Genomic DNA, 14,461 nt, shown 5'->3' with positions numbered 1-14,461 from the left:
AACCAAGAGCTTTTTTAATTTTCTATAATTTCAATCGGATGTGTTTCATATACAAAAATCATGGAATCAAAAATTTCTTTTGGAGATTTTTCTATTCTGTATGAGTATGGGACAAATTTCATTATCGGAGTGTAGCCTTCGCCTAATGATCCCATTTTTATTTTTGAATCTAAGATATTTTTGCAATCTCCATCTTCTACTTTTGAAAAATCTAAATAATAGGAATTGTTATAATTTTTTGCCTGGTAGGCAAAAGGATCTGCTGATATAAATTTTTGTATTGTCCTTTGATTTTTTTGCATAGTTTTTATATTTACCCTTGTTTTATAAAAATCTGTTCCTATTGGAAAATATGATTTTTTATATTTTTCCAGTAAATTTTCTCCCATATTTTTATACATCGGATCTTTTTTTCCAATATGACCATTGTGGCCTGCTATCATTATTCTTGAATTTTTTTCGTAATCTTTTATCCAAGAAATATTTTCTGCCATTTTCTTATCCCTATATTCACTTGATTTTACATAATCTCCAACCATCTTATAAAATGGAAAACTTGATAGAATATTTTCTATAAGTCTTTTTTCTTTTGTATTTTCATCAAGTTTTTCATCTAATTCTTTTAAATTTTCTTCCAAAATTTTAATCTTTGGATCTTTGATTGAAATATTATCTTTTTCTAAGACATCCAGACTTTTTATATCAAAGTCTATATTTTCTTTTTTTACAAAATCTTTTACAAGATTTACAGATTTTTCTGGATTTTGTATATCAAAACCGTAAAAGGAAATTTTTTGGTCGTGATTTTGGTTGTATTTTTTTATCCAATTTATTAAATCATTCATCTGATTTGTATGATAGATTGGAAAGGAGAAAATTTTTGATGGATTTTTTTGAAATTTTCCTGATTTTACATAAGAATCTATTTCCATTCCTTCTGAAAAATCACATTCCAAGGCAAAGGCCCTAACATTTGCATCTTTTACTAATTTTTTTAACAAGGTTAATTTTAATTCTTGAAATTCTTTGTTTCCATGTGTAGCCTCGCCAAGACCAATGATTTCTACTTGGTCGTCGATTTTTATATCTTCTATTTTTTGAGCATATTTTCCTAAATCTGAGATTTCTTTTTTGGCTTTAAATTCCGAAATTTTTGTCCACAAAAATATAAACAAAAATCCTAATACTGAAATTGAAATTATTATATATAGTAGAATTTTAAATATTTTTTTCATTTTTACTCCTTATTTAATTTTCCCATTTCAAAATATATTGGTAGGGTTATTCTAAATATCATTATATAAATTAATGAGTAAATTATTATACAAATTGCTTCTATTTCTACAAATTTTCTAAGCTCAAGCATGGCAAACATTTGAATCATCCCAAAAGCAAGTTTTGAAGCGATTAAAATATGAATTATTGAAATTATTAATGGACCAAAAAACGTGAAATAGTTTTGTTTTTTGACTGATTTTTTTATTTCTTTATTACTCATTCCAACTTTTTGTAGAATCTTTATATTTCTTCCATCTTCAAGTCCTTCTGCTGCTTGTTTGTAATAAATTACAATTATGGTTGAGATTAAAAATACTATAGCCAAGATAAGAACAACAATGTAGGCTCCTGTGTGGATTTTGTCAAATTCCATCCTATTTTCTATTGAATTTTTTACTAAAATTTTATCTTTATCAGATATATTTTCATTCAAATTTTTGTCCATATAGTCAATATTTTTTTGACTTTTATCTTTTAAGTCAAAATATATTCCTGACACACTTGGGAAAGTCTTAATATTTTTGCCATCAGATATTTTTTTTGAAAATTCATCCATATCATCTACTACAACTAGGATATTATGAAAAAGACTTGTTGTAGGATCCATTAAGACATAGGAAATATTTTTTGCATTTTCTTTTACTTTCAAATTTTGATTTTCTATAGAAATTTCATCGTATTTTTTCGCTTTGGAATCAAAGACTATAGCCTCGTTTTTGTTAATGGTAATATTTGTCTTATTTGCCATATTAAAGGACTTTATATCTGTTATGGATATAATTTTTGTTTTATCATCCATTATTGTTTTTCTTAAATCATCATCTCTTAGGATAGAAAATTTTCCAGGTGATTTTTCACTAACTACAAGACCTTTCCTTTTAAATTCTCCATAATTTTCTATTTTTTCCTTATCAATATTTTTTTCAAGGAAATTTTTTGTATATTTTTCGCTATTTATATCATTTTCTTGGTATTGGATCAGAAAATCACTTGGGGCAATCCTATCTAATAAATCATTTTTCCCAATAAACATGGCACTCATAACCACAAAACTTATTAGAAAAAGTGAAGAAATAATGGTAATTGATGAAAGGGCCATAGAAGATTCCTTGCTTCTTTTTATAAGTTCTCCGATAAAGGTCATATTTGTGCCCTTATAATAAATTTTTTTATTTTTTCTTAAAAGTTTTAAAATCCAAATCACAAGAGATCTGAAGAAAAAATATGTTCCAATTATTACAGCAATACTTGCCGGCAAAAATTTTGGAAGAGCTTGAAATATTCCACCATCAATTGAAAGGGCTGTATAATAGCCATAGCCAATTAAAATTATGGCGAAAATCATAGAAATTACATTTGACTTTGGCTCTTTTTCGCCTTTTTGGGAAAGTTTTGAAAGCTTGATTGGATTTGTTTTTCTAATTGAATTTAAACTTATTAAAGTTATTAAAATAAAAATTACGGAAAAAACCATAAGTCCCAAAACTAACTTAGAAAAATTTACAGAAAGTTTTATCTCCGTTTGAATTTTTAAAATTTTTGCCATCAAATTTACAAAAAGAGGTCCCAATAAAACCATAAGAAAACTTCCAATTATCAAGGTAGAAATTCCTATAATGAGATTTTCTATAATCAAAATTTTTCTCAAAGATTTTTTGCCCATGCCAAGCCCATACAAAAGTCCCAATTCCTTGTAACGATTTTTGACAATGGTTTTTGCCATGTAGACAAGAAAAATCAGAGAAAAAATCGCCACTATCCAAGAACCCATTTCCAAAAGACTTTTTATTATTTCACTTCCCCTAGATTCTAGAATAAATTTTTCACTCTTTAAATCTATTAAAAGATTAAAAATAAAAAGCATAAAACTTGATGCTAAAATGTAGGGAAAATACAAAAATTTATTATTTTTTATTCCCCTTGTGGCCATTTTAAAATTAAGCTTGTTCAAATCTCTCACCTCCAGATAAAATCATCATTTGAGATTTGACCAATTTTTCATACATTTGGTCATTGCTCCTATCTCCCTTATAAAGGTCATAGAAAATTTTCCCATCTTTTATAAATAAAACCCTAGATGCCCTCGCAGCAGCCATGGTTGAATGGGTAACCATCAAAATTGTTTGGCCATTTTTGTTTATATTTTCAAAAATATTTAAAAGCTCCATTGAAGAATTTGAATCCAAAGCTCCTGTCGGCTCATCTGCCAGTAAAATTTTTGGATTTGTAATTAAAGATCTTGCAACGGCAACTCTTTGTTTTTGTCCTCCAGAAATTTGGTAGGGAAATTTGTCCAAAAGATTAGAAATTTTCAATGCCTTTGCAATAGGAGCTAATTTTTCTTCCATAATTTTGTATTTTTCATTTGCCAAAACCAGAGGCAAAAATATATTGTCCCTGTTATTTAAAGAAGATAAAAGCGAAAAATCTTGGTAGACAAAACCCAATTTTTCCCTCCTAAATTTCGCCCTTTCCTTGTCACTTTTATTTTTTGTATTTTCATTAGATAAAATCACATCGCCTGAAGTTTGTTTATCCAAAGTTGCAATCAAATTTAAAAGAGTAGACTTCCCAGACCCACTCTCGCCCATTATAGCAACAAATTCTCCTTCTTCGACCTCAAAATTAATATCTTTTAAGGCAACAACTTCCGTATTTTTATTTTCACTATTATAAACTTTTCTTAAATTTTTAACTTCTAATATATTCATAACTTCCTCCTAAGTCTATATTACAAAAAATAAAAGAAAAAATCCCTAATCTAAACTTACAATTTTTCCCCTAAACTTACATTTTGTAAGATTAAAAAAATCGGCAAATGCCGATTAATTTTCAATAATACCAGATTTTTTAAGATTAATTGAAAATATAGTTCCGTTTTTTTCTTTAGATTTGATTTTATAAGCATATCCAAGTTTTTTTAATATATCATTTACCAAAAAAAGTCCTATGCCTGTTGAATTTGCATCTCTTTTATCACTATCTCCACTAAAACCAAATTTATTAATATTTTTCAAATCTTCCCTTTTAATCCCAATTCCAGAATCTTCAATTTTTAAAATAAAATCATGATAGGAAATTTTTATAAAACCCTTATCGGTATATTTTATAGCATTAAACAAAACCTGCTCAAGGACAAGTCCTAGCCATTTTGGATCTGAAACTATATTTTCATCTTCTATATCGAGAATTAATTTTAAGTTTTTATGGATAAAAAAACTCCTATATCTTTTTACAATATCTTTAATAAGCTTTTCAATAGAAAAAGATTTAAAAGAATAATCCAGACTATCTTGACCCAATTTTATAAAAGATAAAATCGATGCAATATAATCATCAATCCTAATAAGTTCTCTTTTTATGTCATAATTTTCTTCCCTCTCGCTAATTAGAGAAATACTTGAAAGGGGCGTTTTTATTTGATGGGTCCAAATAGTCAGAAGATTTTCTAAATCATTTTGCCTTAATTTGCTAGAAATTCTAAGATTTTCTACCTCTTTTTCCTTTCTTTCAAAAATTTCTTTCAAATGCCATTCATAAAGATTTTTCTCAAAAAAAGAAAAAGAATTTTTTTCCAAACACTTTTTGGCCTTAAAAAATCTAAAAATTCCTATAAATAAAAATATAAAAAATAAAATTATAAGACAATATGAAAAAATCCTAAAATCTATAGGAAAGGCCAAAGAAAATATTAAGGATGAGATAAGAAAAATAAAAAAGGAGAAAATATAAGCCCTATTTACACTAAAAAATAATTTCAAATTTTTCATTTTATAAAATATCCCACTCCCTTTTTTGTTTGAATAAAATCATCTAATCCAAGATTTTTCAATTTTTTCCTAAGTCTGTTGATATTTACAGTCAAAGTATTATCATCAATAAAAGAATCAGTCGCCCAAAGCTTATCCATAATAAGCTCTCTTGAAACAATTTTTTGTGGATTTTCCATAAGAATTTCCAAAATCAAAAATTCATTTTTAGAAAGATTTATTTCTTCGTCATTAATTTTTAAAATCATCTTATCTTTAATCAAAGAAATATTTTTATAAGAAAGATCAAAATTTTTCCCAGAAAAATCATAAGACCTTCTAAGAAGGGCCTTGATTTTCATATTTAAAACCTGCATAGAAAAAGGTTTAGAAATAAAATCATCCGCCCCATAATTTATAGCATTAATTAAATTTATATCATCAGCCGCACTGGTTAGAAAAATTATAGGAAGATTAGAAATTCCCCTAATTTTCTCACACCAATAAAAACCATTTTCAAAAGGAAGTTTCAAATCCATCAAAACAAGCTTATAATCTCTTTTTTGAAATTCCTCTAAAATATTAGAAAAATCATTTGGAACAAAACACTTATATCCCAAAAGCTCAAGCTGAAAAGAAAGCTCTTCACATATTTTTTTATCATCCTCAACAATAAATATATCCATAATAACTCCTTAAAATTATTATAATAGATTTTTATATTTTTTAAAAATTCCCACAAAAAAGAAACCTCCAATAGCTCTTAATCAGACATTTATTTACCTAATATCTATTTGGAATAAAGTTTTTTACCCTATCTTTTGCATATCTCTATTCATTTTTCTGACTTCTTAATACTTGTTTACTAATCCTAAAGTAAAAACAGTAATTTTGATTAGAAAAAAACGAGAATCAATTCATTTTAAAAATTTATAAAAATTAAGTTATGAAATACGGTATAATATTATATAAAAACTGCATAAAATATCAGAATTGCTTGATGAAGTCTTGGGATGATACTTACACTAATTAAGGAGGATGAGAAAGTAATGAATATTAGAGACATGAATATTGATGATATTAAAAGAGTAATAGATTTATATATTAATTATTATAATGAAATTGAAAAGTCTTGTTGGACAGAAAAAACAGCATATAAAAGAATACACCAAGTATTAACAATTGAGGATTCATATTCATTAATAATGGAAGATGCTGAAAATAAAGTTGTTGGTTTTGTTATGGGATATTTTAAACAATATGATGATATTTTAGGATATTGTTTAGAAGAAATTATTATTAAATATAATGAACAAAATAAGGGTTTTGGAAGAGAGTTACTAAATGAAATCGAGAAAAGAGTAGTTGAAAAGGGAGCTTCCTGTATTGAATTACAAGCAGTTAATGACAAAATGCATTCATATTTTTATTGTAAAGCTGGTTATCTGAATTCTGATAGCTTTGTAAATAAAGTAAAATGGTTTGCTTAGCCATTTCTATGAAATCTATACTTACTTCTCTTAATAAAAAAATGTATTGTATAAAAAAGGCTATGAGCATTTAAACTCATAGCCTTTTTACTTATCACCCAAAGATCTTTGAACTTACTTTTATAAAATCCTTAATTCAATGAGTTTTTTGGCTTCTTTTAATTATTTTTTAAAAAGTATATCAAAGGATTTTTCTTCTAGATTTTCTCCGATAAATATCAAAGAATTTGTAAAAGATTCTCCTTCGTATTTTTCTACTGAAAATTTATTATCGACCACATCTACTTTGACCTTTTTATCTTCTACATTTACAAGACCTTTTGCCCTAATTAGTTTTCCAAACCTATTTTGGCAAACTGCATTAAAATTTGTTCCAAGTTCATTGAAATCTTTGAAAACTACATTTTCATATGCCAAATTATCAAGGTGCAAATGTTTATAGTCCCCTCTTATTAGAGATTCCTTGTCATATTCCCCAATAAGAGAGTCCCATTCTTTTTTATCAAAATCCTTGTAGTGAGTGGTAAAAACTTTAGCTTTTGTTAAGTCTTCAAGTTTTTTTGCTTCTTTTTCGATTTTTTCTGTACTTATATTTTCAGTTTTTGATAATAGTATATAGGATGAATTTTGGATTTGATCTAGGAAAAGTTCTTTATATTCTCCAATAATCTTATCGATACTGTAATAGTCAACTATGGCTATTGGTTTTAAAATTTTGATTTTTTCATATTCAATTGGACTAATATTTTCAATTATTTTAGAAAGATATCCCAAACCTGTTGGCTCAATTATCAAATATTCTGGATTTATTGTATTTTCTATGCTCATAACTGTTGTTGCAAAATCTTTTTGTTTTGAACAACAAATGCAGCCTTCTTCCAAGGATAAAATTTCTTTTCCCGTATTTTTTAATAAATCTTTGTCTACATTTGCCTTGGCATAATCATTTTCTAAAATTACTACATCATCCAATTTTTTTGATAATTTTTCTATAAAGGTTGTTTTTCCACTTCCCAAAAATCCTGATACTATTATTATTTTCATCTAATCTTCCATTAAATCTTCTGCTACTATTACTACTGGTTTAATTAAATCTCTTGGCTTATCTTTCATCAAGTATAAAGCTTCTTCAACTTTTTCAAATCCATTAAATTTATGGGTAACAAGTTTTGAAAGATCTAATTTTCCACAAGAAACAAGTTTAGCAAGTTTTTCCATTCTAAGTCTTCCACCTGGTGTTAGGCCTCCACTAATTACTTTGTGGCCCATTCCAACTCCCCATTCAACTCTAGGAATTTTAATGTAATCTCCACCGTCAAGATAATTTACGTTACCAATTTTTGCACCTGGTTTCATAGCCTTGATTGCTTCTTCAAATGTATCAACTGTTCCACCAGCAATTATAACTCTATCAACTCCCTTACCATTTGTAAGTTCTAGAACTTGTTCAGAAATTGATCCGTCTTTGTAAGAAATTATATCTGTTGCTCCATAAAATTTAGCAGCTTCAACACAGTTTGGACGAGTACCTACTGCATAAATCCTACTTGCTCCTCTTAAATTTGCTCCTGCAACTGACATTAAACCAACTGGTCCAATTCCAATTACCAAAACTTCATCACCAAATTGAACATCTGCTTGTTCAACTCCGTGGAATCCTGTTGTAACCATGTCTGATAACATTGGAGCTAAAACTGGATCTACCCCTTCAGGAATTAAAGCAAGGTTAGCATCAGCATCATTTACATGGAAAATTTCTCCAAAAACACCGTCTTTAAAGTTTGAGAATTTCCATCCAGCAAGCATTCCACCTGAGTGCATAGGAAAACCTGCTTGACTTTCAAGAGATGACCAATCTGGAGTAATAGCTGGAACCAAAACCCTATCACCAGGTTTAAAATCCTTAACCAATTCTCCAACTTTTACAATTTCTCCTGCAGCCTCATGACCTAAAATCATATCGTGTCTATCTCCGATAGCTCCTTCCCAAACTGTGTGAATATCTGAACTACATGGAGCCAAAGCTATTGGTTTAACAAGAGCATCTAATGGTCCCATTTCTGGTTCCGGTTTTTCGATCCAACCTGTCTTACCAATTCCTAACATTGCAAACCCTTTCATAGAGTCCTCCTTATTTTTAAATTTTTTTTATTCTATGTTTTATTTACAATTTAATTTTAATTTATCTTTCAATACTTGTCAATCATTTATCATTTTATTTTTCTATTTTAAATTTTGATGAAAACAATAACTTTAAACTAATGCACAATACTATCATAATAAAATTAAAATTTCACAAATCAAATTTTTATTTTTAATTTTTAAATTATTTTAAAAATTTTTTCTAGAAAAAAATAATTGCAGATTAAATAGAGCAAAAAAATAAGACTGCCTATGCAGTCTTTAGCTTGTTGACAAAGTATAAATTTGACTAATATTTTATTTTAAAAATATAATGCCATCTATATTTATATTTATCTACGCTTTATAGTCTTTTTATTTCTATAATTTCATTGAATTTTGTCTTCTTCTTAATTTTGTTATTGTTGCTTCTTCGTCAAGTTCTATCATCGATAAATTTATTACTGTATCTTTTGGAATGTCTACTATGGCTTTTGTTTTTTCTGTGATTAGGGCTATTGGAAGTAGGTCTTCTTTTATTGATCTTGTGTGGTCGGTTAATTTTCCAAATACTTTATCTGATCCTATTCCCTCTAAATATTCTCCCTTTTTTATATCTCTTTTTGCAACTGAAACTGTATCGGCAACTTGACCGTGAAGTGGAGCTATTGTTGGCTCATTTTCTAAAACTGCGTTGTAGATTGTAATTGGTGTTTCAAGGCTTGTTAAGTGGTATGGTCTAAATAATAAATAATTTGGACCATCGCCAAAGCCTAAAAATTTCATCAAATCTCTTACTTCTTTTTTGTCGCTTGTTACAATTAGAAATACTCCTGGAGCCATTCCTGGTGAAAATTCTACAGTTTTATATGATGATAAAACTCCACCGTCTTCTTTTAATTTAAAATCTTCTACGGCAGTTTCTGGGCTTGTAGCAATTCCATGACAGCCAAATGTATCTGGCAAAAATCCAAGGCAGTTACAAACTGAATTTAATTCTATCATGGTATTTGTTCCATCGACAAAGCTTGTTAGCATTCTTGGAGAAAGTCCTTTTTCTTTTGCTTGGTCTTTTAAAATTTCTGCATTTGCATAGTTATCTAATGGATTATTTTTTCCTTTTGCTGCAACCAAAATCTCAAGTCCAATTCCATAAGCAAAATCGCAAAGATCTATTATTGAGCCTGGCTCATCTCCTGCAATTCCTGTATAAACAACTCCAGCTTTTTTTGCCATATCGTAAAGAATTGGTCCAACAACTGCATCACATTCTACATTGAGTGTAATAAAATGCTTATGATATTGAATTGATTTTGCTGCAAGCTCTGCTCCAAATGGTGGATTTCCTGTTGCATCAACTACGGCTGTAATTTGTAAAAGTTTGTAAGCAAGTCTATAATTTGAACTTACTACAACAAAACCCTTGTTCAAAGCCTCGTAAGCTTCGTCGTATGAGTCTGTATTTATAATTTTATCTTCAGAAATTCCTGAATCAATTAGGGCAATTTTTGCTTTTTGTGGTGTGTGTTCTATTACAAGAGAAACTTCTATTGCATCAATATCTCCCAATTGATTTATAAGACTTGCTCCCATTTTTCCACAACCAATTATCGCCAAAGAAATTCTTTCTCCATTGTGTTTTAATTCTTTTAGCTTTCTATTTATCTTAAACATTTAATCTCCTTATATCCTCTGAGGCAGTTTTTGCTGATGAGAATGCCCATTGAATATTATATCCACCGCAATCTCCAGCAACATCCATGACCTCTCCTATAAAATAACAATCTTTAATTTTTAAAGATTTCATAGTTTTCTTGTCGATTTCCTTACAAGATACTCCTCCCAAAGTCACTTGGGCGTTGTTCTTGTCATTTATATCCATAATATCAAAAGAAAGATTTTTCAAAATATTTGAAATTTTTTCCAAATCTTTTCTTGAAATATTTTTTTTGCCAGAATTTATTTTAACCCTTTTAAGTATATCAATTATGAGTTTTTTATCTAAATTCCCAATTAATAATTCTTCGATATTTCTATTAGGAAATCTTTTTGACTTTTCTTCTAATTTCTTTAAAAGTCCATCTTTTTTATACTCTGGATAAAAGTCAATGTCAAGACTAACTTTTTTACCATCTTTTAAGGCAAGAGAAATTAAATTTGAAAGATCCAAAATCGCAGTTCCTGTAAGGCCATAAGTTTGAAAAATCACATCATCAGTTGATGATTTTATAAATTTTCCATCTACTTTCAAACTTGCTTTTGCATTTACCTTAACACCCTTAGCTTTTTTTGATAGGGGATTTTTTGCCTTAAAATTTGTAATTCCAAAAGTCATATCTTCGATTTTTGTATGTTTTTCTAAAATTTTAAAAATAGAACCATCAGAACCTGAATTTTTTAAAGTTTTTCCACCAGATGCAATCACAAGAAGGTCGTACTTATATTTATTTTTTTCTGTTATGATTAATTTTTTGTCAAAATCTATATCCAAAACTTTTTGGTCAAAAATAAATTTTGCATTTTCATCTGCCTTCATCATAAGAACATCTTTTACAGTCTGTGAGCTCATTGTTTTTGGATAGCATCTTCCTGATGGCAAATTTGTCCATTCTATCCCCAAATATTCAAAATATTTTATCAAATCTTTGTTTGAAAAATTGTCCAAGGAATAATTTACAAAATCTTTTTCTTGTGAATAAAAATTTTCATAGGAAAGCTTTAAATTTGTAAAATTACACCTGCCGTTTCCTGTGGCAAGGAGTTTTCTTCCACTATCCTTGTTTGAATCTAAAACTGTTATATTTTTATTATCTAAAAAAGAGCAGAAGGCAAGCGAACTTACCCCTGCTCCTATTACAAAAATTCTCATAATTCTTCTAGAACTTCCCTTATGGTTTCTTTTTCGTTGTAGTAGGTTTTGATATTTCCCTTTAATTTTATGAAATTTTCTTCTCCTTTGCCAAGTAATAGAACGAAATCATCTTTTTTGGCATGGCTTATGGCATATTTTATTGCTTCTTTTCGGTCTTTAATTAGTACACACTCTCCATTATTTTCATCTACACCTTCTTTAATTTGATTTGAAATATTTTCAAAGGTATCAAATTTAGGATCGTCTGTTGTTATTACTGAAAAAATATTATATTTGGCAGAAATTTTTCCTACTGCTTTTCTAATGTCATAAGTCCTATCTCCAGTTATTCCATATACAGAGAATATTTTTTTATTTTTTGGTAGGTCTTTATAAATATTTTCAAAAGCCTTTGGTGTATGAGCGAAATCTACTACTATATTTATTCCAAGGTCATTTTCTATAAATTCAAATCTTGATTTTACTCCCTTAAATCCTTCTAGGGCTTTGGAAATTTCTTCCAATTCAAAACCAAGGTCATTTGCAATTGCTATTGCACAAAGAGAGTTATAAATATCATATAGCCCAAATCTTTTTAGATGAAATTTTACACCATTTACAAAAAATTCAAGACCCATATCTACTCTTTTTATATTTTCTGCCTTATAGGCTGAATCTTCGTTTATAGAAATTGTAAGGGCATCTTTGAAAATTTCTTTGGATTTTTTACCATAATCGTCGTCTAAATTCACGACTTGTTTTTTGGAATGATTTAATAAAATCATTTTTGCCATAAAATAATTGTCCATAGTTTTATGGTAGTCCATGTGTTCTGGAGATAAATTTGTAAAAACTCCATACTCATAGTCGATTCCATAGTTTCTTTTTAAACACAAACCATGAGATGATGTTTCCATAACTACATTTTTAATTCCATCTTTTTTGACTTCATTTAAAATATAGTTTATATCTGTAATTTCTGGTGTCGTATGCTCAGTTGGTAAAGTTTTGCCGTTAAAAAAAGCTCCATCTGTACCAATATTTGCACAAGGCTCTCCCAGTTTGTTCAAAAGAAATGAGATTATATTTGCAGTTGTAGTTTTCCCATTTGTTCCTGTAACTCCAATCATTCTAAATGATTTTGATGGAAAATCTGATAAGAAATTTGAAATTTTTGCAAGAGCTAATCTTGCATCTTCAACTTTTATATAATTTATTCCATTTTTAAATTCAACGTCATCATTTGTATAGACTATAGTTGATGCTCCATTTTCTAGGGCATTTTCTATATAATTATGTCCATCGAATTCAAATCCTCTTATCGCTACAAATATAAAATCTTTTTTTATTTCTTTTGAATTTGAAGAAACTCCTACAATTTCTCTATCATTTTGAATATTTTTTGAAATGTAGGAAATTTCTTCTAGTATCTTTTCTAATTTCATTTAATGAATATTGTATCCTTTCTCAGTAAGTAATTCTTTAATCTTCCTGATATGGTCTTTTCCATTTGTTTCAAGGGTTATTTCAACTTGGATATTTTTATATCTACTAGTTGCTGCAAGGCTATCGTGAAGTACCTCAACAATATTTGCTTTTGTGTAAGCTATAACATCAAGAAGATCTCTAAGCTTTCCAGGTGCATTTTGAAGTTCCACTGTAAATCTTGCAATTCTTCCGTCTTCATAAAGTCCCTTGTGGATTAGTTGAGAAATAAATGACATATCAATATTTCCACCACTGATTACGCAAACAACATTTTTATTTTTGCAACCAAGTTTTTTACTTGCAGCAAGACTTAATGCTCCTGAAGGCTCTGCTACTAGTTTATGTTTTTCCATCAAAGTAGTCAAGGCTACCATGATTTCTTCTTCAGTTACAGAAATATATTCATCAACATTTTCCTTGCAAATTTCGTAAGTAATATCTCCAACTCTTGCAACAGCAGTTCCATCTGCGATCGTATCAGCAGAATCCAAAGTTATTGGGCCACCTTTTTCCATAGCAGCTTGCATTGATGCAGCATTTGCTGGTTCAACACCAACTATTTTGATTTCTGGTTTCATTTCTTTTGCACATTTTGCAATACCAGAAACAAGTCCACCGCCACCGATTGGTACTAATATGTAGTCAGCTTCTTGTAAACTTTCTAAAATTTCAAGAGCAATTGTTCCTTGTCCTTCAATTACATCTTCATCATCGTATGGAGGAATAAAAGTATATCCTTTTTCTTTGGCAAGTTGTTGAGCGTATGTATTTGTTTCATCAAAAGTTTGTCCGTGAAGATCAACTTCAGCTCCATATTTTAAAGTTCCATCAACTTTAATCATTGGAGTTGTTTCTGGCATACAAACAATTGCCTTGATGCCTTGATGATTTGCAGAAAATGCTACACCTTGGGCGTGGTTTCCAGCTGATGCGGTTACGATTCCAACGGATTTTGATTCTTCATCCATTTTTGAAATCTTGTTATAAGCTCCCCTCAATTTAAAAGAACCAGTTCTTTGTAAATTTTCTGGTTTAATGTACACATTGTTTTTTGATAAATCTGAGAAAATTTCAGAATAAAATAAATGTGTTGGGTTAATAGCTTCGTCTACTCTTTTTTTTGCACTTTTAAAATCAAACATAAAATGCCTCCTTTTTCTTAAATTATATCACAAGAAAAAGGAAATAAGAATGTTTTTCTATATTTTTTTGAAAAAAGATTGCCAAATAAAATTAATCGCATAATTTCAATCTTTAAAATAAATTATTTTGAATTTATTTTGTAAAATTTTAAAAAAATATTTACGAAAAACGTTTTTTTGTTAGATATATTTTATTTTTTTAAAATTTAAAAATTTCTTTATAAATTTAAATGCGTAGGCAAGTCATCTAGCACGAATATATAACTTAAAAAAATTAATTTAAAAAATTTAAAATTTTTTGCTAATTTAAAATTTTTTTCAAATACCTTGAAAGTACTTCCA

At 28.5% G+C, this 14,461-nt stretch carries 12 protein-coding genes; 1 reads left to right on the top strand and 11 read right to left on the bottom strand.

The window, feature by feature from the left end; genetic code table 11:
* Positions 1 to 14: 14 nt before the first annotated feature.
* From HMPREF2782_RS07890 to HMPREF2782_RS07870, 5 genes are all read right to left on the bottom strand, one after another.
* Positions 15 to 1,235, bottom strand: a complete 1,221-nt coding sequence (locus HMPREF2782_RS07890; RefSeq protein ID WP_070642092.1) for an erythromycin esterase family protein — start codon at positions 1,233 to 1,235, stop codon at positions 15 to 17.
* 2 nt (positions 1,236 to 1,237) lie between these two features.
* A complete protein-coding gene (locus HMPREF2782_RS07885) occupies positions 1,238 to 3,238 on the bottom strand; it encodes an FtsX-like permease family protein (protein WP_261668799.1) in 2,001 nt (666 codons plus the stop codon).
* Entirely contained in the window at positions 3,216 to 3,989 is a 774-nt protein-coding gene (locus HMPREF2782_RS07880) for an ABC transporter ATP-binding protein (protein ID WP_070642087.1), read from the bottom strand. Before HMPREF2782_RS07880 ends, HMPREF2782_RS07885 begins: the two co-directional genes overlap by 23 nt.
* 114 nt (positions 3,990 to 4,103) lie before the next feature.
* Positions 4,104 to 4,856 (bottom strand): sensor histidine kinase, encoded by a 753-nt coding sequence (locus HMPREF2782_RS07875; RefSeq protein WP_261668797.1) that lies wholly within the window; start codon positions 4,854 to 4,856, stop codon positions 4,104 to 4,106.
* Between the two features lie 188 nt (positions 4,857 to 5,044).
* Positions 5,045 to 5,713: a response regulator transcription factor gene (locus tag HMPREF2782_RS07870; RefSeq protein ID WP_070642082.1), complete on the bottom strand. Its 669-nt coding sequence runs from the start codon at positions 5,711 to 5,713 to the stop codon at positions 5,045 to 5,047.
* A gap of 363 nt (positions 5,714 to 6,076) precedes the next feature.
* On the opposite strand from HMPREF2782_RS07870, the gene HMPREF2782_RS07865 reads away from it, so the two are divergent.
* Positions 6,077 to 6,517 carry a GNAT family N-acetyltransferase gene (locus tag HMPREF2782_RS07865; protein ID WP_083304908.1) on the top strand — a complete coding sequence of 147 codons (441 nt, stop codon included), beginning with the start codon at positions 6,077 to 6,079 and terminating at the stop codon, positions 6,515 to 6,517.
* Between the two features lie 162 nt (positions 6,518 to 6,679).
* On the opposite strand, the gene HMPREF2782_RS07860 is transcribed toward HMPREF2782_RS07865, so the two are convergent.
* The 6 genes from HMPREF2782_RS07860 to ilvA form a co-directional block, all read right to left on the bottom strand.
* Complete coding sequence (locus HMPREF2782_RS07860) at positions 6,680 to 7,561, bottom strand: GTP-binding protein (RefSeq protein ID WP_070642077.1); 882 nt, start codon at positions 7,559 to 7,561, stop codon at positions 6,680 to 6,682.
* Positions 7,562 to 8,638 (bottom strand): NAD(P)-dependent alcohol dehydrogenase, encoded by a 1,077-nt coding sequence (locus tag HMPREF2782_RS07855; RefSeq protein WP_060802884.1) that lies wholly within the window; start codon positions 8,636 to 8,638, stop codon positions 7,562 to 7,564. It abuts the gene before it with no gap.
* Between the two features lie 381 nt (positions 8,639 to 9,019).
* Positions 9,020 to 10,312, bottom strand: coding sequence for an NAD(P)H-dependent oxidoreductase (locus HMPREF2782_RS07850; RefSeq protein ID WP_019118696.1), 1,293 nt, complete (start codon positions 10,310 to 10,312; stop codon positions 9,020 to 9,022).
* Positions 10,305 to 11,507, bottom strand: a complete 1,203-nt coding sequence (locus HMPREF2782_RS07845) for an aminoacetone oxidase family FAD-binding enzyme (protein WP_070642075.1) — start codon at positions 11,505 to 11,507, stop codon at positions 10,305 to 10,307. Before HMPREF2782_RS07845 ends, HMPREF2782_RS07850 begins: the two co-directional genes overlap by 8 nt.
* A complete protein-coding gene (locus HMPREF2782_RS07840) occupies positions 11,504 to 12,934 on the bottom strand; it encodes a UDP-N-acetylmuramoyl-L-alanyl-D-glutamate--2,6-diaminopimelate ligase (protein WP_070642072.1) in 1,431 nt (476 codons plus the stop codon). The genes HMPREF2782_RS07845 and HMPREF2782_RS07840 overlap by 4 nt, the downstream gene beginning before the upstream one ends.
* Positions 12,935 to 14,119: a threonine ammonia-lyase gene (gene ilvA, locus HMPREF2782_RS07835; RefSeq protein WP_070642069.1), complete on the bottom strand. Its 1,185-nt coding sequence runs from the start codon at positions 14,117 to 14,119 to the stop codon at positions 12,935 to 12,937.
* Positions 14,120 to 14,461 lie beyond the last annotated feature (342 nt).

Source organism: Anaerococcus sp. HMSC068A02, from assembly GCF_001811125.1.
GTDB classification, from domain to species: domain Bacteria; phylum Bacillota; class Clostridia; order Tissierellales; family Peptoniphilaceae; genus Anaerococcus; species Anaerococcus vaginalis_C.
This window is presented reverse-complemented; position numbering and strand designations above follow the sequence as displayed.

What these genes read in the sequence shown, in the direction of transcription:
- HMPREF2782_RS07890 (WP_070642092.1), bottom strand. Translation starts at nt 1,235, where the DNA reads ATGAAAAAAATATTTAAAATTCTACTATATATAATAATTTCAATTTCA.
- HMPREF2782_RS07880 (WP_070642087.1), bottom strand. Translation starts at nt 3,989, where the DNA reads ATGAATATATTAGAAGTTAAAAATTTAAGAAAAGTTTATAATAGTGAA.
- HMPREF2782_RS07870 (WP_070642082.1), bottom strand. Translation starts at nt 5,713, where the DNA reads ATGGATATATTTATTGTTGAGGATGATAAAAAAATATGTGAAGAGCTT.
- HMPREF2782_RS07865 (WP_083304908.1), top strand. Translation starts at nt 6,077, where the DNA reads ATGAATATTAGAGACATGAATATTGATGATATTAAAAGAGTAATAGAT.
- HMPREF2782_RS07860 (WP_070642077.1), bottom strand. Translation starts at nt 7,561, where the DNA reads ATGAAAATAATAATAGTATCAGGATTTTTGGGAAGTGGAAAAACAACC.
- HMPREF2782_RS07855 (WP_060802884.1), bottom strand. Translation starts at nt 8,638, where the DNA reads ATGAAAGGGTTTGCAATGTTAGGAATTGGTAAGACAGGTTGGATCGAA.
- HMPREF2782_RS07850 (WP_019118696.1), bottom strand. Translation starts at nt 10,312, where the DNA reads ATGTTTAAGATAAATAGAAAGCTAAAAGAATTAAAACACAATGGAGAA.
- HMPREF2782_RS07845 (WP_070642075.1), bottom strand. Translation starts at nt 11,507, where the DNA reads ATGAGAATTTTTGTAATAGGAGCAGGGGTAAGTTCGCTTGCCTTCTGC.
- HMPREF2782_RS07840 (WP_070642072.1), bottom strand. Translation starts at nt 12,934, where the DNA reads ATGAAATTAGAAAAGATACTAGAAGAAATTTCCTACATTTCAAAAAAT.
- ilvA (WP_070642069.1), bottom strand. Translation starts at nt 14,119, where the DNA reads ATGTTTGATTTTAAAAGTGCAAAAAAAAGAGTAGACGAAGCTATTAAC.